Raw genomic sequence first — 20303 nt, 5'->3', positions numbered from 1 at the left:
CCCTGCGGATAGCCTGTCGCAGGACCGGGAAGGAGCCCGCATGGCGAAGATCGAGGAGATCCTGGCGCTCGAACACCTCGAGAAGAACATCTTCCGGGGCGTGGCGACGGAGACGTCGCTGCAGCGCACCTTCGGGGGGCAGGTCGCCGGACAGGCGCTGGTATCCGCGGTGCGCACCGTCGATCCCGCGTACTCGGTGCATTCGCTGCACGGGTACTTCGTCCGCCCCGGCAACCCCGAGAAGCCGATCGTGTATCTCGTCGACCCGATCCGCGACGGCCGGTCGTTCGGCACCCGGCGGGTGACCGCCGTGCAGGACGGGCAGGCGATCTTCACCATGTCCGCGTCGTTCCACGTCCAGGACGACGGCATCGAGCACCAGGACGAGATGCCCCAGGTGCCGGATCCCGACGACCTCGCCGACCTCGCGGACTCGGACGACCCGGGGAACCTGTGGGCCAGGCGCGAGTGGCCGGAATGGGACCTGCGACGGGTGCCGGAGGATCGCCTCTTCCGGCGCGCCGGCATCGTGTCACAGCAGCAGGTGTGGTTCCGGGTCCGTGACCCGCTCCCGGACGACAACGTGCTGCACGTGTGCACCCTGGCGTACATGAGCGACATGACGCTGCTCGGCTCCGCGAGCGTCGCCCATCCCGACGAGCAGACGCAGGGCGCCTCCCTCGACCACGCCATGTGGTTCCTGCGCTCGTTCCGCGCCGACGACTGGCTGCTGTACGACCAGACGTCCCCGTCGGCAGGTTTCGGGCGGGCCCTGACGCAGGGCCGCATCTTCGACCGGAACGGGCGGATGGTCGCCGCGGTGGTGCAGGAGGGACTGGCCCGCTACCTGCGCTGATGCGCCGGCATCCGGCTCGCGGTCCGTGAGCCGGGACACCCCGCCGCGGCTGCTAGCGTTGATATCCAGGCTTCGGACGGGTGTCGTCCCGTCCCCGACAGAACAGGCGACAGTGGGAAGTTCTCCGACCATCGGCGTGCTCGCGCTCCAGGGCGATGTACGCGAGCACCTGACCGCACTCGAGGCGGCCGGCGCCCGCGCGATCGGGGTGCGCCGGACCGCCGAACTCGACGCCGTCGACGGCCTGGTGATTCCCGGCGGGGAGTCCACCACGATGAGCCGGCTGCTGCAGGTGTTCGACCTGCTCGAGCCGCTGCGCGCCCGGTTGAAGGCCGGCCTGCCCGCCTACGGGTCCTGCGCGGGCATGATCCTGCTCGCCTCGCAGGTGCTCGACACCCGCCCCGACGCCGAGCACCTCGACGCCCTCGACATCACCGTCCGGCGCAACGCGTTCGGCCGGCAGGTCGACTCGTTCGAGGCCGACCTCGACGTCGCGGGCATCGAGGGGGATCCGGTGCGCGCGGTGTTCATCCGAGCGCCCTGGGTGGAGGAGGTCGGTCCCGGCGTGCAGGTCCTGGCCACCGTCCCCGAGGGACCGGCCGCCGGACGGGTGGTCGCGGTGCGGCAGGGAGCGGTGCTGGCGACGTCGTTCCACCCCGAGGTCACCGGTGACCTGCGGGTGCATCGGCTGTTCGTCGACACCGTCCGTTCGGGGCAGGTCGGCGCGGAGTAGAATCGACCCTCCGAACCAGTCGGACCCGGTCCGACCTCACCTCGCCGGAAGGGGCTCCAATCGAATGAGCGGCCACTCCAAATGGGCCACCACCAAGCACAAGAAGGCGGCCATCGACGCCAAGCGCGGCAAGATGTTCGCGAAGCTGATCAAGAACATCGAGGTGGCGGCCCGGACCGGCGGTGGTGACCCGGCGGGCAACCCGACGCTGTACGACGCCATCCAGAAGGCGAAGAAGAACTCGGTCCCCAACGACAACATCGAGCGGGCCCGCAAGCGCGGCGGCGGCGAGGAAGCCGGCGGCGCGGACTGGCAGACCATCACCTACGAGGGCTACGGCCCCAGCGGTGTCGCCATCCTCATCGAGTGCCTCACCGACAATCGCAACCGAGCGGCGGGCGAGGTCCGCACCGCGATGACCCGCAACGGCGGCAACATGGCCGACCCCGGCTCGGTGTCCTACCTGTTCACCCGCAAGGGCGTCGTCGTGCTCGAGAAGAACGGCCGCACCGAGGACGAGATCCTCGAGGTCGTGCTCGAGGCCGGCGCCGAGGAGATCAACGACCTCGGCGACAGCTTCGAGATCGTTTCCGAGGCCGGCGATCTCATCGCTGTGCGCACCGCGCTCGTCGAGGCCGGCATCGACTACGAATCTGCCGACCCGGACTTCCGGGCCTCGGTCGAGGTCCCCGTCGACGCGGACAGCGCCCGCAAGGTGTTCAAGCTCGTCGACGCCCTCGAGGATTCCGATGACGTGCAGAACGTCTACACCAACGTCGACGTCTCCGACGAGGTCCTCGCCGAACTCGACGCCTGAGACGGACGGCTCCCGGCCGGGGTTGCGTGTCGATACCGCGACGCGCCGCCCCGGCCGCTATGCTCTCGAACAGTTGTTCGTAGCGGTCGAGAGGTGAACGGGTGCGCGTGATGGGTGTGGACCCGGGACTGACGCGATGCGGCTTCGGCATCGTGGACACCGGCCGCGGACGCGAGGTCGCCGCCGTGGCGGTGGACGTGATCCGCACACCCCCCGAGCTGGAACTGCCGTCGCGGCTGCTGCGCATCTCCGCGGCCGCCGAGGACTGGCTCGACCGATTCCGGCCCGATGTCGTCGCCGTCGAGCGGGTGTTCTCCCAGCACAACGTCCGCACCGCGATGGGCACCGCCCAGGCCGGGGGAGTGGTGGCGCTCTCCGCTGCCCGACGCGGCATCCCGGTGGCGTTCCACACCCCCAGCCAGGTGAAGTCCGCCGTGACCGGGAACGGCTCGGCCGACAAGAAGCAGGTCACGGCCATGGTCACCAAGATCCTGGGCCTCGCCACCGCGCCGAAGCCCGCGGACGCCGCGGACGCCCTCGCCCTCGCGATCTGCCACTGCTGGCGTGCGCCCATGCTCGCACGCATGGCCGCCGCCGAGGCCGCCGCGGCCGAACAGAAACGACGATACGAAGCGCGGCTGCGGGAACAGGCCGCCGCGCGGAAGGCAGGTGCACGGTGATCGCCTCGGTGCGCGGGGAAGTGCTCGAGATCGCACTCGACCACGTCGTCATCGAATCCGCGGGGGTCGGTTACCGGATCCACGCCACGCCCGCCACCCTGGCCACGCTCCGCCGTGGCGAGGACACCCGCCTGGTGACGGCGATGATCGTGCGCGAGGATTCGATGACGCTGTACGGGTTCCCCGACCCCGACGCCCGGGATCTGTTCGGGTTGCTGCAGACGGTTTCCGGTGTCGGACCCCGCCTCGCCATGGCCACCCTGGCCGTGCTGGATCCGGATTCGTTGCGTGCGGCCCTCGCCGACGGCAACACCGCCGCCCTGACCCGGGTCCCGGGCATCGGCAAGCGTGGCGCCGAACGCATGGTCGTCGAACTGCGGGACAAGGTCGCCGCGTTCGCCGGAACCTCCGCCCCGGCCGCGGTGGTCGGCTCGCCGATGCGCGACCAGGTGGTCGAGGCTCTCGTCGGACTCGGCTTCCCCGTCAAACAGGCGGAGCAGTCCACCGACACGGTCCTCGCGGGTGACCCGCACTCCGACACCTCCACCGCGCTGCGTTCGGCGCTGGCCTTGCTGGGCAAGAGCCGATGATCGAGGACTTCCCCCCTGCGGGTGCCCCCGACGAGGCGCCGATGACCGCCGAGTACACCCCCGCCGACGGCGACGTCGAGGCGAGCCTGCGGCCGAAGAACCTCGACGACTTCATCGGCCAGCCTCGGGTGCGGGAACAGCTGCAGCTGGTGCTGCGCGGGGCGAAGCTGCGCGGCGGCACCCCGGATCACATCCTGCTGTCGGGCCCGCCGGGCCTGGGCAAGACGTCGATGGCCATGATCATCGCCGCCGAACTCGGGTCGTCGCTGCGGCTGACGTCGGGCCCCGCGCTCGAGCGGGCCGGCGACCTGGCCGCGATGCTGTCCAACCTCGTCGAAGGCGATGTGCTGTTCATCGACGAGATCCACCGCATCGCGCGTCCCGCCGAGGAGATGCTGTACCTGGCGATGGAGGACTTCCGGGTCGACGTCGTCGTCGGCAAGGGCCCGGGCGCGACGTCGATTCCGCTCGAGGTCGCCCCGTTCACCCTCGTCGGCGCCACCACCCGTTCCGGCGCGCTGACCGGACCCTTGCGCGACCGGTTCGGTTTCACCGCGCACATGGACTTCTACGACCCGGCGGAACTGCAGCAGATCCTGCTGCGCTCGGCCCGGATCCTCGGCATCGACCTGGGCGAGGAGGCGAGCACCGAGATCGCCGGCCGTTCCCGCGGCACCCCGCGCATCGCCAACCGGCTGCTGCGCCGGGTCCGCGACTACGCCGAGGTCCGCGCCGACGGCATCATCACCCGCGAGATCGCGCAGGCCGCCCTGGCGGTCTACGACGTCGACGCGCTCGGCCTGGACCGGCTCGACCGTGCCGTGCTCGGCGCGCTGGTCCGCAGCTTCGGGGGCGGGCCGGTGGGCGTGTCCACGCTCGCGGTGGCCGTCGGTGAGGAACCCGGCACCGTCGAGGAGGTCTGCGAACCGTTCCTGGTACGGGCGGGGATGATCGCGCGCACTCCGCGCGGGCGGGTCGCGACCCAGGCCGCGTGGCTGCAGCTCGGGCTGACACCGCCGCCGGAGGCTGCTACCGGCGGCATCGAGGTGCGGGCCCGCGAACCGCAACCCGGCCTGTTCGACGACGAATGACCGGTCGGCCACCGGCGCCGGTACAGGAGCCGCGCCGGTAATGGCACACTGGTCTACTGCGCCGGTCCACGACCGCCGGCGCCCGATACCGGACGACTTCGAGGACTGACTTCAACGATGGAACTGCTCTTCCCGCTGCTGATCCTTGCCCTGCTGGTGCCGACGTTCCTCGGCATCCGGCGCCAGAAGAAGGAGATGCAGAAGACCGCGGAACTGCAGGACGCGCTGCGGGTCGGTGACCGGGTGATGACCACGGCGGGGCTGCACGCCACCATCGTCGCGCTCACCGACACGACCGTCGATCTCGAGATCGCTCCCGGCGTGGTGACCACCTGGGCCCGGGTCGTGGTCCGCGAGCGGGTCACCGAACTCGGCTCGGCGACGGACGAGACCGGTGGCCTCTCGCTGGACAAGGGCGACGACACCGAGCCGCCCGCCGGCCGGCCGACCGAGCACTGAACGGTCGGACACCGACCGGTCGACACCCCGGCCGATGTGCGGGCCGCGCCGGGGGCCGCGCCCGATGGGTGCGGTGGCCCCGTGACCAGCGCATCACTCACTCGCATCGAGGAGACTGACAGACCGTGGCACCTTCCAACGGATCGGTGCATCCAGTTCGCTCCCTCGCCCTGTTCGGGGCGATCCTGGTGGCGCTGTATGCCCTGATCTTCTTCACCGGGGACAAGTCGGCGACGCCGAAACTCGGCATCGACCTGCAGGGCGGCACCCGGGTGACCCTCACCGCCCGCACCCCGGACGGCAGCGCGCCCAGCCAGGACAGTCTCCGGCAGGCCCAGCAGATCATCGAGACCCGCGTGAACGGCCTCGGCGTGTCCGGCTCCGAGGTGGTGATCGACGGTGACAACCTGGTGATCACGGTTCCCGGCGACGACAGCTCGCAGGCCCGCACCCTCGGCCAGACCGCACGGCTGTACATCCGGCCCGTGATCGGTCAGCCCATCGCCAGCGCTAACGCCGCGCAGCCGGCGCCCGCGCCCACGGACCCGCAGGCTCCCGCCCCCGCGACGCCGGCGCCCGACGCCGCCACGCCCGCTCCCGAACCGCAGGGCCGGCCCTTCCCGGCGCAGGATCCCACCGACACCCCGGCGCCCGCCACCGACGCCCCGGCGCCCGCCACCGACGCCCCGGCGCCCGCCACCGACACCCCGGCGCCCGCCACCGACACCCCGGCGCCCGCTCCCGCTCCCACGGAGGACCTCGACCCGCAGGCCCGGGCCGCCGCAGACATCGCCGCCGCCAAGGAGACCCGGCAGAGCGAGGACCCGGCCGTCCTGCAGCAGGCCATGGCCACCCTGGACTGCTCGGCCGCCGACCCGCTCGCCGGCAACGACGATCCGGCAAAGCCGCTCGTCGCGTGCTCCACCGACGGCACCGCCGTCTATCTGCTCGGCCCGAGCATCATCGACGGCCAGCAGATCACCGACGCCTCCTCCGGCTACAACACCCAGCAGTCCCGCTACGAGGTCAGCCTCACGTTCGACTCCGAGGGCAGCAGCACCTGGGCGCAGTTCACCGCCGCCAGCATCGGCCAGCAGGCCGCGTTCGTCCTCGACTCCAAGGTGGTCAGCGCGCCCGTGATCCAGGGCGCCACCCCCGCCGGCAGCGCGACCTCGATCACCGGCAACTTCACCAACACCCAGGCCACCGAGCTCGCCAACACCCTCAAGTACGGCTCGCTGCCCCTGTCGTTCGCCGCATCGGAGGCCGAGACGGTGTCCGCGACCCTCGGCCTGGCATCGCTCGAGGCCGGGCTGATCGCCGGCGTCGTCGGCCTGGTCCTCGTGCTGCTCTACAGTCTCGTCTACTACCGCATGCTCGGCGTGCTCGTCGCGCTGTCGCTGGTGATGTCCGGGCTCGCCGTGTACGCGGTGATGGTGCTGCTCGGCCGGTACATCAACTTCACCCTCGACCTCGCCGGCATCGCCGGCCTGATCATCGGCATCGGCATGACCGCCGACTCGTTCGTGGTGTTCTTCGAACGCATCAAGGACGAGATCCGTGAGGGTCGGAGCTTCCGCTCCGCTGTGCCCCGCGGCTGGGCCCGGGCCCGCCGGACCATCCTGTCCGGCAACGCCGTGAGCTTCATCGCCGCCGCGGTGCTCTACGTCCTCGCGGTCGGTCAGGTCCGCGGCTTCGCCTTCACCCTCGGCCTGACCACCATCCTCGACGTCGTGGTGGTGTTCCTGGTGACGTGGCCGCTGGTGCACCTGGCGTCGACGTCGAAGTTCTGGTCCAAGCCGAGCGTGAACGGTCTCGGCGCCATACAGCAGGTCGCCCGTGAACGCCAGCTCGCGGCTGCCTCGGCGAAGGAGGCGTGACGATGACCGACACCACCACGACCGCACCCCGGCACAGCGTCCTCTCCCGCCTCTACACCGGCACCGGCGCGTTCGAGATCGTCGGCCGCCGCAAGTTCTACTACCTGCTCACCGGCGGCATCGTGCTGGTGGCGCTGCTGAGCATGCTGATCCGCGGCTTCACGTGGGGCATCGACTTCGAGGGCGGCACCCGCATCCAGCTCCCGGCCGCCGAGGGCGTCACGACCGAGCAGGTGGAGACGGTGTACTCCGACACCCTCGGCACCGAGCCCGTATCGGTGCAGACCGTCGGGTCCGGCGCGGGCGCCTCCATTCAGATCCGTTCGGAGGCCCTCGACCTCGAGCAGGTCCGGACCCTGCAGAACGCGCTGTACGACGAGTTCCAGCCGACCGGGCCCGACGGCGTGCCGTCGCGCGACGCGATCAGCGTCGCCGACGTCAGCGAGACGTGGGGCGGACAGATCACCCAGAAGGCCCTCATCGCGCTCGCGGTGTTCCTGGTGCTCGTCAGCATCTACATCGCGGTGCGCTACGAGCGGGACATGGCGCTCGCGGCGCTGGCCGCCCTGTTCTTCGACATGATCGTCACCGCGGGGGTGTATTCGCTCGTCGGATTCGAGGTCACCCCGGCCACGGTCATCGGCCTGCTCACCATCCTCGGCTTCTCGCTGTACGACTCCGTGGTGGTGTTCGACAAGGTCGAGGAGAACACGCGCGGCATCCTGCACCTGCATCGTCGGACCTACGCCGAGCAGGCCAACCTCGCCGTCAACCAGACCCTCATGCGGTCGATCAACACCACGGTCATCTCGGTGCTGCCGGTGCTCGCGCTGATGGTCATCGCGGTGTGGCTGCTCGGCGTCGGCACCCTCAAGGACCTCGCCCTCGTCCAGCTCGTCGGCATCGTGGTCGGCGCCTATTCGTCGATCTTCTTCGCGACTCCGCTGCTGGTGACCCTCAAGGAATGGCGCGGGCCGGTGGCCGCACACACCCGCAAGGTGCTCGCCAAGCGCGGCGCCGCCGAATCGCGGACCGTGCCCCCCGCCGGGGAGGCCGTCGGCGCGCACGCCGGCGCGACACCCGTGTCCGTGACCAAGCGCATCGGAGCGACCACGACGGCGGGCGCCGGCGCCGCGCCGGTGGCCGAGCGCACCCCCAGACCGGGCGTCCGGCCCACCGGAAAGCGCGCCAAGAGAAGGCACTGACATGTCGGCACCCGAGCACACACGTCGAGCCCGGCGCCGCCGGTCCGTCCGCGCGGCGATCGCGGGCGCGGCCGCCGCGGCGGCGCTCGCCGCGACCACCGTCGCCTGTGGCACGACGGAGGAGTCCCTGCCCTCCATCGGGTATGCCGTCGACAACACGGTGACCACCTACAACGCCAACACCGTGGACGGCGCCGCCTCGGGAGCCCGGCAGGCCCTGGCCCGCGTGCTGCCCGGCTTCGGCTACGTCGATCCGGCCGGTCAGGTGATCTCCGACACCGACATCGGGGCGGCCACCGTCGTCTCGCAGGACCCGCTGACCGTCCAGTACCGGCTGTCCCCGGACTCCGTGTACTCGGACGGGGTGCCGATGTCGTGCGACGACCTGGTGCTCGCCTGGGCCGCCGCCAGCGGCCGATTCACCGCGCCCGACGCCTCGGGTGCTCCGGCGAACCTGTTCTCCGCCGCCCGGCGCTCCGGCTACGTCGACATCGAACGGATCGACTGTCAGACCGGGTCCAAGGACGCCACCGTCGTCTTCCGCGCCGGCCGCGCCTACGCCGACTGGCGAGCCCTGTTCGGCGCCACCGAGCTGATGCCCGCGCACGTCGCTGCCCGGGTCTCGGGGGTGCCCGACGTGGTCGCCGCCATCGGCGGTGGCGACGTCGAGGCGCTGCGCCGGCTCGCCGACTTCTGGAACACCGGGTGGAACCTGACCCCCGGCCGGCTGGACCTGTCGCTGCTGCCGGCCTCCGGCCCCTACCGGATCGAGTCGTTCACCGCCGAGGACGGGCTCGTCCTCGTCGCGAACGAACGCTGGTGGGGCAACAAGCCCGGCACCGACCGGATCGTGGTGTGGCCGCGCGGCACCGACGCCTCCGCGGCGGCCGCCGACGGCCGCGTCCACGTCGCCGACACCGGCACCGGGGCACTCGACCTGTCCCTCGGGGACGACGTGGAGACGACGGCCGCGGCGTCGCGCAACGTCGAGCAGCTCGTGCTGGGCACCGGCGGGGGCAGCCTCGGCGCCGCCGCCGCGCGCCGGGCGTTCGCGCTGTGCGTGCCCCGCTCGCAGTTGTTCGACGAGTTCGGCCGGGTCGGGGACGTGCCCGCCACCGGACTCGGTTCCGGGACGACGTCGTCGCGGCTGCTGCCCGCCGACTCGCCGCTGTACCCGGGCGTGTCCGGGCCCGCAGCCCGCTACGACCGGGCGGACACGACCGCGGCGCAGGCCGAGCTCGCCGCTGCGGGGACGGACCGCATCACCGTGCGGATCGGGTACCTCGGCCCGGACCCGCGCCGCGCCCGTACCGTCGAGCTGATCGCCCAGTCCTGTCGCGAGGCGGGCATCGAGGTGGTCGACGCCGCCTCGGACACGTTCACGCCGTCGCAGCTCACGGCGGGACAGGTCGATGCCGTCCTGGCCGGGACCGCCGTCGCGGCAGGGGCGGGAGGCACGGCCGACATGCAGGACGCGCGCGGCGCCCTCAACTCCGCGGCCGGCAGCAACGTCGGGCGCTTCGCCGACGCCCGCGTCGACCAGATCCTCGACGCCCTCGCCGTCACCACCGACGACGCCACCATCTCCGGTCTGGTGGGTGAGGCCGAGACGATCCTGTGGACCGCGATGCCGACCCTGCCGCTGTACGCGCAGCCCCGGGAGACGACCTTCGCCGGCGGCCTGCGTGCCGCCGTCGCCAACCCCAGCGCTGCCGGTGCGGGCTGGAACATGGACAGGTGGATCCTCAACAGATGAACAGCAATCCCGCCGGAGCGCACGCTCTGATCGAACGTGCCGCCACGGCGGTCACCGCCCGTACCCGCTGGGTCGACGACTTCCCGACGCCCGGCGTCCGCTTCGCCGACCTGACCCCGGTCTTCGCCGACGGCGAGGCCTTCGGGGCGGTCATCGCCGCGCTGGCCGCCACCGCGCCGGACGCGGAACTGGTGGCCGGCGTCGACGCCCGCGGCTTCCTGCTCGGCGGCGGCATCGCCCACGCTCTGGGTGTCGGCGTCCTCGCGGTGCGCAAGGCCGGCAAGCTGCCTCCGCCGGTGGACACCCGCGAGTACTCCCTCGAGTACGGCACCGCGGCGATCGAGATCCCGCAGGATTCGGTTCGGTTGCGCGGGCGGCGGGTACTCGTCGTCGACGACGTGCTCGCCACCGGCGGCACCCTCTCGGCGACGGCGGAGCTTCTCGACGCGGCCGGTGCCTTGGTCGTCGCGGTGGCGGTGGTGACCGAGATCGAGGCCCTCGGTGGGCGGGCGCGGCTGGAAAAGTACCCGGTGACGTCATTGGTTCGGCTCTGAGAGCTAGAGTTGGCGCAGGTGCCGGTGGTTCCGGACGACGAGGAATGTGCGGCGGTGCGTCCGGTGTGCATCGGCGACGGGAGGTGTGGGCATGACCCAGAATCTTGATCGGTCCCAGAATTCCGGTCCGACCCCGACCTCGGCGTCCACGTCGGCCTCCCGCCGGGTGCGGGCGCGGCTGGCGCGCCGCATCACCGGGCAGCGCGGCACCACTCTCAAGCCGGTGCTCGAGCCGCTGGTCACGATCCACCGCGAGCTGTACCCGAAGGCCGACCTGTCGGAGCTGCAGCGCGCCTACGACGTGGCGGAGGAGCGGCACGCGTCGCAGAAGCGCAAGTCCGGCGACCCGTACATCACCCATCCCCTCGCGGTCGCGACGATCCTCGCCGAGCTCGGCATGGACACCACGACGCTGATCGCGGCGCTGCTGCACGACACCGTCGAGGACACCGGTTACAGTCTCGAGCAGCTCACCGCCGAGTTCGGCGAGGAGGTTGCCCACCTCGTCGACGGCGTCACCAAGCTGGACAAGGTGGTGCTCGGCACCGCCGCCGAGGGCGAGACCATCCGCAAGATGATCATCGCGATGGCGCGCGACCCCCGGGTCCTGGTGATCAAGGTCGCCGATCGGCTGCACAACATGCGCACCATGCGCTTCCTGCCGCCGGAGAAGCAGGCCCGCAAGGCGCGCGAGACCCTCGAGGTGATCGCGCCGCTCGCGCACCGTCTCGGCATGGCGACGGTCAAGTGGGAGCTCGAGGACCTGTCCTTCGCGATCCTGCACCCGAAGAAGTACGAGGAGATCGTGCGGCTCGTCGCCACCCGGGCGCCGTCGCGCGACACCTACCTGGCCAAGGTCCGCGCCGAGATCAACGCGACGCTCGCAGCGTCGCGGATCGATGCCACCGTCGAGGGCCGGCCGAAGCACTACTGGTCGATCTACCAGAAGATGATCGTCAAGGGCCGCGACTTCGACGACATCCACGACCTGGTCGGCGTGCGGATCCTGTGCAACGAGATCCGCGACTGCTACGCCGCCGTGGGCGTCGTGCACTCGCTGTGGCAGCCGATGGCGGGCCGGTTCAAGGACTACATCGCCCAGCCGCGGTTCGGTGTGTACCAGTCGCTGCACACCACCGTGATCGGCCCTGAGGGCAAGCCGCTCGAGGTGCAGATCCGCACCCGCGAGATGCACCGCACCGCCGAGTTCGGCATCGCCGCGCACTGGCGGTACAAGGAGACCAAGGGCAAACACTCGGGCGACGTCGCCGAGCTCGACGACATGGCGTGGATGCGGCAGTTGCTCGACTGGCAGCGCGAGGCCGCCGACCCCGGCGAGTTCCTCGAGTCGCTGCGTTACGACCTCGCCGTGAAGGAGATCTTCGTCTTCACCCCCAAGGGCGACGTGATCACGCTGCCGTCCGGGTCGACGCCGGTGGACTTCGCGTACGCCGTGCACACCGAGGTGGGGCACCGCTGCATCGGCGCGCGGGTCAACGGCCGGCTCGTCGCGCTCGAACGCAAGCTCGAGAACGGCGAGGTCGTCGAGGTCTTCACGTCCAAGGACCCCAATGCCGGGCCGAGCCGCGACTGGCAGTCGTTCGTGGTCTCGCCGCGCGCGAAGGCCAAGATCCGGCAGTGGTTCGCGAAGGAACGCCGCGAGGAGGCGCTCGAGGCCGGCAAGGACGCCATCGGCAAGGAGGTCAAGCGGGTCGGGCTGCCGCTGCAGCGCCTGATGAACGCGGACCTGATGCAGGCCGTGGCCAAGGAACTGCGGTACGCCGACGTGTCGGCGCTCTACACCGCGGTCGGTGAGCACCACGTCTCGGCGCACCACGTCGTGCAGCGCCTCGTCGCGCTGCTCGGCGGGGTCGGTGGCGTCGAGGAGGAGCTCGCGGAGCGGTCCACCCCGTCGTCCATTCCGACCCGGTCCCGGCAGAGCGGTGACTCCGGCATCCTCGTGCCCGGCGCGCCGGGCACGGTGTCGAAGCTGGCCAAGTGCTGTACGCCGGTCCCCGGCGACGAGATCATGGGCTTCGTGACCCGCACCGGCTCGGTGAGCGTGCACCGCACCGACTGCACCAACGCCGGATCCCTGCAGCAGCAGTCCGAGCGGATCATCGAGGTCAAGTGGGCGCCGTCCCCGTCGTCGGTGTTCCTCGTGGCCATCCAGATCGAGGCGCTCGACCGGCACCGGCTGCTCTCGGACGTCACCAAGGCACTCGCCGACGAGAAGGTGAACATCCTCTCGGCGTCGGTGACCACGACCGGCGACCGGGTCGCGGTGAGCCGCTTCACGTTCGAGATGGGCGATCCCAAGCACCTCGGGCACGTGCTCAACGTCGTCCGCAACGTCGAGGGCGTCTACGACGTGTACCGGGTGACCTCCGCGGCATAGAAGGTCCGCGGCGTAGCAGGATCGGCGACCCCACCTCGCCCATCCGCACGTCGCGGTCCGTCAGCCGACGCTAAGCGCATGCTAAGCGCGCTGCGCGATCGTTCTCCTCGCCGGACGGTCCGGCACATCCTGACAGAGGAGAACGCATTGCGTAACACCGTCATCACCGCCATTTCCGCCGAGGGTGCGGAGCTCGACGAGGCGCGCCTCGCGACCGTGTCCGGCGGTCGCGCGTGCGAGGATCGGTCGAGCAAGACGATCGACATGTCGACCGGCGCGGTCGGTACCGATCAGGACTTCTGACGGACCGAGGACGCCGGGTGGGGAGGCGGCTCGCCTCGCCCGCCCGGCGCTCGTCCGTCGACCGATCCGATCCGATCCGCCCCGAGGAACAGCTCATGAGCGCGCATCCCGCCCGCATCCTGGTGCTCACCCAGCCGGGTGACCCGCACGCAGACCACGTCGTCGACCTGTTGCGCCGGCGCGACGCCCGGGTCGTCGTGTTCGACCCCGCCGATTTCCCTGTCCACGCGTCGATCTCCGTCGGCTACACCGCCGGCGGTGCGGTCCGCCGCACCCTCGACCACCGCGGTGGGCGGATCGACCTGTCCGCCGTCGACGCGGTCTGGTTCCGCCGCCCACGCAACCCGCGGGCGCACCCGGAGGTCACCGCCCCGGCGGTCCGCGAGTACGTCGAAAGGGAATGCGAGGCAATGACCTCCGCGCTCTGGGACGATCTGGACTGTCTCGCGGTGCCGGGAACGCGGGCCGCGATCCGGCAGGCGGCCCGCAAGACCGCCCAGCTCACTCTGGCCGGCCGTCTCGGGTTCGAGCTTCCGCCCACGATCGTGACCACCTCCCCGGACGAGTTCCTCGATTTCTGGGACCGGCACGAGGGGCAGGTGATCAGCAAACCGCTCGACCGGCCGTTCCTGATCGACGGTGACGACGGCTACTTCCGCATGTGCGAGCCTGTCACGACGACGGACCTGGGGTACGCGGAGGCGATGCGCCTGTGCCCGATGATCGTGCAGGGCTATGTGCCCAAACAGATCGAGGTGCGGGTGACGGTGGTCGGGCAGCGGGTCCTCGGCGCCGCCATCCACAGCCAGGACAGCAACCACACGCGGCTCGACTGGCGCAGCTACGACCCTTCCACGACCCGCTACAGCCGGCACGAGTTGCCGGACGCGCTCGCCGCGTTGTGCCGCAGTCTGGTGGCTGAGCTCGAATTGCAGTACGGGACAATCGATCTCATACTCACTCCGGACGGCCGCTACGTGTTCCTCGAGATCAACCCGTCGGGACAGTGGTTGTGGATCGAGGACGCGACGGGTCTGCCCATCTCCGACGCACTGTGCGAGCTGCTGCTCGACGGTGCCCGCCGCTCCCGGCGCCCCGCCGTCCAGGAGGTGCCCGCATGATCGCCCCGGCCGGCGCGGCGCTCGACGACGCTGCTCTCGGGCAGGCGCTGACTCTGCTCGCGCGCCTCAACACCGACCCGGTAGCGGCCGGGTCCGCGGAGGAACTGCTGGCGGCCCTGCGGGCGGAGCACCCCGGACTGCGCCTTCGCCTGCTCCGGCACCGGGAAGCCTACGGGGACACCGTGCAGTTCGGCCTGCTCGTCTCCGGGCCCCGCGGTGGCACCGTCACGCTGTCCTGGGCGCCGCCGTCGGAGGTGCCGTGGATGTTGCGCGGCGCGCAACGCAGCGCCGAATCGATGCTGCTACGCGTCAACGGCGAGGCGCTCGACATCCAGCACGCGATGGCGTATCTGGACGTGATGTGGGAGCAGACGGCCCTGCTCGACCGACTCGTCGACGTGTGTCTCGTCCAGCAGGAACTCGCCGAGAACCCGGTGACGCTGGCCGACGGTGAGCTGCAGGACGCCATGGACGCCTTCCGTCGCGCGCGCGGCCTGCTGACCCCGGCGGCGACCGCTGCATGGATGGCACGGCGGCACCTCGACCACGCGGCGCTCGAGGAGATGGTGGCACGCGAGGCCGCCGTTGCCGCGCTGCGCACGCGGGTGACGGTCGACCGCGTCGACTCGTGGTGCGCGGCGCACCGATCGACGTGCGACCGGCTCCGGATCGCCCGCGTGCGCTTCGCCGACCGCGCCGCCGCCGAGCGGTTCGTCGCCGCGTTCGCCGAGCGGCGACGCACCTGCGGCACAACGGCCGACGCGTTCGGCGCGGCGCTGACGGCTGTCGCCCCGTCCCGTCCGCTGGGGGCCGAGCTGATGGAGCGGACCGTGGCCGACCTCGACCTCGGCCTGGGCTCCGGCCTGGCCGATGCGGTCGCGCCCGGTGCGCTGCTGCCGCCGCGGGCGGTCGGAACGGAATGGGAAGTGGTACAGGTGCTCTCGCGCGCCGCCGCGTCCGAGTCGGACCTGCTGGAGCAGGCCTCGAGGCGGTTGTTCGACGAGTGGCTCGCCGACCGGCGCCGCACCGCCCGGATCGAATGGTTCTGGGGCGAGGCGGAGAAGACGCCGCGGTGACGCGCCGCATCCGGCCGCTCGCTCAGACCGGGATGTCCGATTGCGGCGCGGCGTGCCTGGCGATGATCTTCGCCTACTTCGGCGTCCCACGCGGCGTCGCGGACCTCGTCGACGAGCTGGGGGTTTCCCGCGACGGACTCACCGCCCTGGCGCTCGTGCGATGTGCCCGCGGCCACGGGCTCGACGTCCGCGCCTTCGGCCGCTCCGCCGACGCCGTCGCCGGGGGCGGTGCACAGCTGCCCGCCGTCGTGCACTGGGACGGCAACCATTTCGTGGTGGTCGAACGGTGCACGGAGCGGCACGTGCACATCGTCGATCCGGCGCGGGGGCGCCGGCGCCTGACCCGGGCACAGTTCCGCGACGGGTACTCGGGCGTGAGCATCGAGTTCGGCCCCGGCGACCCGTCGGTCTATCCGCCGCCGGCCCTGCCCGCCTCCCGGCGACGAACGATGCCGGCCCGGTTCCTGCACGGCCACCGCGCACTGCTCGCGTCGGTCGTGGTGGCCTCGATCGCGTTGCAGGCGATCGGGATGACGCTTCCGGTGGTCTCGGCGATTCTGGTGGACCGGGTCCTGCCGAGCGCCGACCGCCCGCTGCTGTACGCCGTGGTCGGTGCGACGGTCGTCGCGTGCCTTGCGCACGGTGCGGTCGGGGTGGTGCGCAGCCGGATGCTGGAGGCGCTGCGCCGGCGCGCCGACGGTGAGCTCACCGGCGCCGCCGTCGCGCACCTGCTGGCATTGCCGTATGCATACTTCGCTCGCCGGGGAACCAGTGACGTGGTGCAGCGGGTCTCGAGCGTCGGGGCGATTCGGGAGCTGCTCACCGGACCCGTCGTGGCGGCGGTGCTCGACGGGCCGTTGGCGCTGACGTACCTCGCTCTGCTGCTGTGGTGGGCGCCGATGCTCGGCGTCACGCTGATGGTGCTCGCGACGGTGCAGATCGTCCTGATCGTGGGCACCGGCCGCCGGGTCGGTCAGCTCGGTCAGGAAGAGTTGCGCGCGCACGCCCTCGCCGAGGGACGCCTGCTCGAGACCGTGAACGGCATCGAGACGGTGAAGGCCTCCGGTTCCGAGGCGGCTGCGGCCGCGCAGTGGCACGCTCTGTTCACCACCGCCCTGGACGCGGCGTCGCGCAGCGGCCGCCTCGAGGGTGTGGTCGAATCGCTGGTGGCCGGTCTCAGGGTGGCGGCGCCCGCGGTCCTGATGATCGTCGGCGTCGTCGGCGTGCTGGACGGACGGCAGACGCTCGGCGCCATGATCGCCGCGAACGGGGTCGCGCTCGCCGCGCTCGCCCCGCTCGGCTCGGTAGTGTCGGTGCTGCAGCGGCTGCAGTTCGCGGCGGCCCACCTGGCCCGGCTGCGGGACATCGTCGACAGCGACGTCGAACAGCACGGCCGGAGCGTGCGGCCCGCCCCGGCACTCAGCGGCGCGATCTCGCTGCGCGGTGTCGGATTCCGGTACGACCCGCGCTCGCCGTGGGTGGTGCGCGACATCGACTGCGACATCCCCGCCGGGTCGACGGTGGCGCTGGTGGGACCGTCCGGCTCCGGCAAGAGCACCCTCGCCCGCCTGCTGCTCGGACTCTACGAGCCGACGGAGGGACGGGTGCTGTTCGACGGACACGACGCCGCGGACCTGGAATCCCGTTCGCTGCGCGCTCAGTTCGGGGTGGTGACGCAGAACAGCGCCCTGTTCACCGGGACCGTCGCGCAGAACATCGCCGCGGGACGGGCGGAGGCCTCCCTCCCCCGCATCGTCGAGGCCGCGAAACTGGCGCACATCCACGACGCGATCGTCGCCATGCCGATGGGGTACGAGACGATGCTGCGGGACGGGTCGGGCCTGTCCGGTGGGCAGTGCCAACGGATCGCGCTTGCGCGGGCGGTGCTCGGCGCGCCCCGAGTGCTGTTGCTCGACGAGGCGACCAGCGCCCTCGACGCCGCGACGGAAGCGTCGGTCGTGGCGTCGCTGGGAGGGCTGCGCCAGACCCGGATCGTCATCGCGCACCGGCTCAGCACCGTCCGCACCGCAGATGTGATTCTCGTGCTCGACGACGGCAGGATCGTCGAAAGGGGCGGCCATCACGAACTGCTGAGCCGGGACGGGCGGTACGCGGAACTCGTCGCCCTGCAGACGCGGTAGGTGGCCGGCCGCACTCACCCGGCCGCACTCACCCGACCGCGACGATCCGCATCGGGATCAGGGGGCGCCCACCGCCCAGGGGACTCGATCCGTCGTCGCCCGCCGCGGCGACCTCCTCGAGCGCCCGCAGGCCGGGTTCTCCGACGGTGCCGAACACCGAATACTGCGGCTGCAGCAGGGAATCGCCGAACACGAGCAGGAACTGACTGCCGTTGCTGTCCCGGTGCCCGGCGTTGGCCATCGCGACGGTGCCGCGCGGATACACGACGGGGGACGGCAGATAGCCGTTCTCCCCGCGGACGACCGTGACGGGGTACTCGTCGGCGAACGTGTAGCCGGGCCCTCCCGTCCCGGATCCGGTGGGGTCGCCGCACCGGAACATCTGCATCCCCGGTTCGTCGGTCACGTGATGGCACTCGGTCCCGTCGAAGAAGCCCTGCCGGGCGAGGCCGACGAAACTCTGCACCGCACACGGCGCTGCGGCGCGTTCGAGGACCAGCGGGACCGGACCCGCGGAGGTCGTCAGCGTCAGCTCCACCGTCCCGGTCGCGGGCACGGACGTCGACGCGGGCACGGTCGCCGTCCTCGCGGCCGGCCCGGCGGCACGGAACGCGCAGGCGACGGTGGCGGCCGCCGGTTCCGGCCGCGGCGGCATCGCAACATAGGCGGACGGGTCGAACCCGGGGGAAGTGGCGGCCGCGGTGGTCGTCGCCCGCAGCGCGGCAGGGGCGGGCCCGGTGTCGGAAGCGGCACACGCCGCAGCCGCGAGTGCTGCGCCGAGGGTCGCGGCCAGGCGCGCAGCAATGGAGGTACCAGAGGTCACAGACACGGCACAGTAGACGATCCCGTCACAATCCGACAGACCCCTGCCGGCGGCGGGGACGCGAACGCCCCGCCCACCGGCGGGTGGGCGGGGCGTTGGGAGACGCGCAGGATCAGTCCGAGCGGACGGCGGTCAGCGTCGTCGGCGCCGCCGGTGGTCCGTCGGGTCCGCCGCCGTCCACCCCGGCCGCGGCGATCTCGTCGAGGGTCGCCAGGCCGGTCTCGTCGATGGTGCCGAACACGGTGTACTGCGGCGGCAGGATCGAATCGCCGTAGACCAGGAAGAACTGGCTGCCGTTCGTGCCGGGGCCGGCATTGGCCATCGCGAGCGTGCCCCGTGGGTAGATCATCGGATTCTGCGCCTGCGGATCTCCGGCCGCGTACTGGTCGGTGGGGAACTCGTTGGCGAACTCGTAGCCCGGTCCGCCGGTACCCGTGGCGGTGGGGTCGCCGCACTGCAGCACCGACAGCGTCGGGTCGGTCGTCAACCGGTGGCAGTCGGTGTCGTCGAAATACCCCTGGGAGGCCAGCGACAGGAAGCTGCCGACGGTGCACGGGGACAGCTCGCCCCGCAGGGCCAGCCCGATGTCGCCCTGGGTGGTCGCCACGGTGACGTCGGTGTCGGTGGTGGGGACGGCCTCGGCGCGCGGCGGCTGCACCGGCTTCGCGGCCGGTCGTCCGTCGGACGGGTACGCGCAGCTCACCGTAGCGGGCAGCGGCTCGGCCCGCTGGGCGGGCAGGGCCGGGAAGTCGGACAGCGACGGTGCGGACGTCGGTGCCGAGGCCGCGGTGTTCGACGTGGACGTCGCGGACCCGTCGTCCGGGTCGCCGGAGCAGGCGGTGAGCAGCAGCGCCACACCGACCCCGGCCACGGCCGCCCGGGCAGCGCCGGATCGGGTACGGGTCATCAATCCATCCTCACACTGGTCAGGGAGATCGGCTGGGCCGGCGCGCCGTCCTGGCCGCCGCCCTCGACCCCGGCGGCGGCGACCGTGTCGAGGGTCGCCAGGCCGGTCTCGTCGATGGTGCCGAACACGGTGTACTGCGGCGGCAGGATCGAGTCGCCGTACACGAGGAAGAACTGGCTGCCGTTGGTGCCGGCGCCGGCGTTGGCCATCGCGACGGTGCCGCGCGGGTACGTCAGCGGCTGCGTGGCCGCCGGATCCTCGGGCGCGTACTGGTCGGTGGGGAACTCGTTGGCGAACTGGTAGCCGGGGCCGCCGGCGCCGGTGCCGGTCGGGTCGCCGCACTGCAGCACGGCGAGCGAGTCGGACGTGGTCAGGCGGTGGCAGGCGGTGTCGTCGAAGTACCCCTGCGACGCCAGGGACAGGAAGTTGTTGACCGTGCACGGGGAGGTGTCGTTGTGCAGGACCAGGCCGATGTTGCCCTGGGTGGTCTCCACACTGACGCTGATGTCGGTATTGCCCTCGCCGGTGGTGAGGATGCCGTCGGTGCGCGGCGGCTGCACCGGCCTGGCCGGTTCGCCGCCGGGCGGGTACGCACAGTTCACCGATTCGGGCAGCGGTTCCGACCGGCCCGCGGGCAGCGCCGCGAACTCGGTCTGCGCCGGGTCGGTCGTCTCCGACGCCGCGGTGGAGGCGGCGTCGTCGCCGCCGCGGCCGAGCACCCAGATGCCGACGCCCGCCGCGACGACCGCGGCCACACCGAGCGCCGACAGACCGATGGTCAGCTGGCGGCGCTTGCGCGCCCGCTGCGCCCGCCGTTCGAGTTGCCGCTCGAGTTTGCGTTTGGCGGCCTGGCGCCGCTGTGCGTTGCTCGGCACTGCAGTAGTCCTCCCGTAACCGATCGTCGTTGCCGGTC

19 protein-coding genes are annotated in these 20303 nt (G+C 71.7%); 16 read left to right on the top strand and 3 right to left on the bottom strand.

The window, feature by feature from the left end:
- Window positions 1-40 precede the first annotated feature (40 nt).
- The 16 genes from JYA75_RS19300 to JYA75_RS19225 all read left to right on the top strand — a co-directional run bounded on the left by JYA75_RS19300 (window position 41) and on the right by JYA75_RS19225 (window position 17660).
- The gene (locus tag JYA75_RS19300) at window positions 41-856 is read left to right on the top strand and encodes an acyl-CoA thioesterase II (RefSeq protein WP_006941032.1); all 816 of its coding nucleotides are present in this window, start codon (window positions 41-43) and stop codon (window positions 854-856) included.
- A gap of 112 nt (window positions 857-968) precedes the next feature.
- The gene (pdxT, locus tag JYA75_RS19295; RefSeq protein WP_006941031.1) at window positions 969-1589 is read left to right on the top strand and encodes a pyridoxal 5'-phosphate synthase glutaminase subunit PdxT; all 621 of its coding nucleotides are present in this window, start codon (window positions 969-971) and stop codon (window positions 1587-1589) included.
- 64 nt (window positions 1590-1653) lie between these two features.
- The gene (locus JYA75_RS19290; protein WP_006941030.1) at window positions 1654-2406 is read left to right on the top strand and encodes a YebC/PmpR family DNA-binding transcriptional regulator; all 753 of its coding nucleotides are present in this window, start codon (window positions 1654-1656) and stop codon (window positions 2404-2406) included.
- Window positions 2407-2507: 101 nt separating this feature from the next.
- The gene (gene ruvC / locus JYA75_RS19285) at window positions 2508-3086 is read left to right on the top strand and encodes a crossover junction endodeoxyribonuclease RuvC (protein ID WP_185712725.1); all 579 of its coding nucleotides are present in this window, start codon (window positions 2508-2510) and stop codon (window positions 3084-3086) included.
- A complete protein-coding gene (gene ruvA, locus JYA75_RS19280) occupies window positions 3083-3676 on the top strand; it encodes a Holliday junction branch migration protein RuvA (RefSeq protein WP_006941026.1) in 594 nt (197 codons plus the stop codon). The genes ruvC and ruvA overlap by 4 nt, the downstream gene beginning before the upstream one ends.
- Entirely contained in the window at window positions 3673-4767 is a 1095-nt protein-coding gene (gene ruvB, locus JYA75_RS19275; RefSeq protein WP_006941025.1) for a Holliday junction branch migration DNA helicase RuvB, read from the top strand. The genes ruvA and ruvB overlap by 4 nt, the downstream gene beginning before the upstream one ends.
- A 117-nt stretch (window positions 4768-4884) precedes the next feature.
- Entirely contained in the window at window positions 4885-5226 is a 342-nt protein-coding gene (yajC, locus tag JYA75_RS19270) for a preprotein translocase subunit YajC (protein WP_050035146.1), read from the top strand.
- 125 nt (window positions 5227-5351) lie between these two features.
- Entirely contained in the window at window positions 5352-7106 is a 1755-nt protein-coding gene (gene secD, locus JYA75_RS19265) for a protein translocase subunit SecD (protein ID WP_168579588.1), read from the top strand.
- A 2-nt stretch (window positions 7107-7108) separates the two neighbouring features.
- A complete protein-coding gene (gene secF / locus JYA75_RS19260) occupies window positions 7109-8311 on the top strand; it encodes a protein translocase subunit SecF (RefSeq protein ID WP_006941022.1) in 1203 nt (400 codons plus the stop codon).
- A gap of 1 nt (window position 8312) precedes the next feature.
- Window positions 8313-10067: an ABC transporter substrate-binding protein gene (locus tag JYA75_RS19255; protein WP_006941021.1), complete on the top strand. Its 1755-nt coding sequence runs from the start codon at window positions 8313-8315 to the stop codon at window positions 10065-10067.
- Entirely contained in the window at window positions 10064-10621 is a 558-nt protein-coding gene (locus tag JYA75_RS19250) for an adenine phosphoribosyltransferase (RefSeq protein ID WP_168579589.1), read from the top strand. The genes JYA75_RS19255 and JYA75_RS19250 overlap by 4 nt, the downstream gene beginning before the upstream one ends.
- Window positions 10622-10712: 91 nt before the next feature.
- On the top strand, window positions 10713-13019 hold the full coding sequence (locus JYA75_RS19245; RefSeq protein ID WP_006941018.1) for a RelA/SpoT family protein: 2307 nt from the start codon (window positions 10713-10715) through the stop codon (window positions 13017-13019).
- A 147-nt stretch (window positions 13020-13166) separates the two neighbouring features.
- A complete protein-coding gene (locus JYA75_RS19240; protein WP_006941017.1) occupies window positions 13167-13322 on the top strand; it encodes a putative ATP-grasp target RiPP in 156 nt (51 codons plus the stop codon).
- Between the two features lie 95 nt (window positions 13323-13417).
- Window positions 13418-14443 (top strand): MvdC/MvdD family ATP grasp protein, encoded by a 1026-nt coding sequence (locus tag JYA75_RS19235; RefSeq protein WP_239010469.1) that lies wholly within the window; start codon window positions 13418-13420, stop codon window positions 14441-14443.
- Complete coding sequence (locus tag JYA75_RS19230; protein WP_168579591.1) at window positions 14440-15519, top strand: TIGR04500 family putative peptide maturation system protein; 1080 nt, start codon at window positions 14440-14442, stop codon at window positions 15517-15519. Before JYA75_RS19235 ends, JYA75_RS19230 begins: the two co-directional genes overlap by 4 nt.
- Entirely contained in the window at window positions 15516-17660 is a 2145-nt protein-coding gene (locus JYA75_RS19225; protein WP_168579592.1) for a peptidase domain-containing ABC transporter, read from the top strand. The genes JYA75_RS19230 and JYA75_RS19225 overlap by 4 nt, the downstream gene beginning before the upstream one ends.
- Before the next feature lie 28 nt (window positions 17661-17688).
- On the opposite strand, the gene JYA75_RS19220 is transcribed toward JYA75_RS19225, so the two are convergent.
- From JYA75_RS19220 to JYA75_RS19210, 3 genes are all read right to left on the bottom strand, one after another.
- Entirely contained in the window at window positions 17689-18483 is a 795-nt protein-coding gene (locus JYA75_RS19220) for a peptidylprolyl isomerase (RefSeq protein ID WP_006941010.1), read from the bottom strand.
- 112 nt (window positions 18484-18595) lie between these two features.
- The gene (locus JYA75_RS19215) at window positions 18596-19390 is read right to left on the bottom strand and encodes a peptidylprolyl isomerase (protein WP_050035152.1); all 795 of its coding nucleotides are present in this window, start codon (window positions 19388-19390) and stop codon (window positions 18596-18598) included.
- Window positions 19390-20265, bottom strand: coding sequence for a peptidylprolyl isomerase (locus JYA75_RS19210; RefSeq protein ID WP_043798139.1), 876 nt, complete (start codon window positions 20263-20265; stop codon window positions 19390-19392). Before JYA75_RS19210 ends, JYA75_RS19215 begins: the two co-directional genes overlap by 1 nt.
- Between the last annotated feature and the right edge of the window lie 38 nt (window positions 20266-20303).

Origin of the sequence: Rhodococcus sp. PSBB066 (assembly GCF_017068255.1) — a bacterium.
GTDB classification, from domain to species: domain Bacteria; phylum Actinomycetota; class Actinomycetes; order Mycobacteriales; family Mycobacteriaceae; genus Rhodococcus; species Rhodococcus aetherivorans.
Note: the sequence above shows the minus strand (reverse complement) of the source record. Positions and strands in the feature narration are given on the sequence as shown.

Bases quoted from the DNA above. Each gene is read 5' to 3' on its own strand.
- JYA75_RS19245 (WP_006941018.1), top strand. From the start codon at position 10,713: ATGACCCAGAATCTTGATCGGTCCCAGAATTCCGGTCCGACCCCGACC.
- JYA75_RS19300 (WP_006941032.1), top strand. From the start codon at position 41: ATGGCGAAGATCGAGGAGATCCTGGCGCTCGAACACCTCGAGAAGAAC.
- JYA75_RS19250 (WP_168579589.1), top strand. From the start codon at position 10,064: ATGAACAGCAATCCCGCCGGAGCGCACGCTCTGATCGAACGTGCCGCC.
- secF (WP_006941022.1), top strand. From the start codon at position 7,109: ATGACCGACACCACCACGACCGCACCCCGGCACAGCGTCCTCTCCCGC.
- JYA75_RS19215 (WP_050035152.1), bottom strand. From the start codon at position 19,390: ATGACCCGTACCCGATCCGGCGCTGCCCGGGCGGCCGTGGCCGGGGTC.
- ruvB (WP_006941025.1), top strand. From the start codon at position 3,673: ATGATCGAGGACTTCCCCCCTGCGGGTGCCCCCGACGAGGCGCCGATG.
- JYA75_RS19290 (WP_006941030.1), top strand. From the start codon at position 1,654: ATGAGCGGCCACTCCAAATGGGCCACCACCAAGCACAAGAAGGCGGCC.
- JYA75_RS19235 (WP_239010469.1), top strand. From the start codon at position 13,418: ATGAGCGCGCATCCCGCCCGCATCCTGGTGCTCACCCAGCCGGGTGAC.
- yajC (WP_050035146.1), top strand. From the start codon at position 4,885: ATGGAACTGCTCTTCCCGCTGCTGATCCTTGCCCTGCTGGTGCCGACG.
- JYA75_RS19230 (WP_168579591.1), top strand. From the start codon at position 14,440: ATGATCGCCCCGGCCGGCGCGGCGCTCGACGACGCTGCTCTCGGGCAG.
- JYA75_RS19255 (WP_006941021.1), top strand. From the start codon at position 8,313: ATGTCGGCACCCGAGCACACACGTCGAGCCCGGCGCCGCCGGTCCGTC.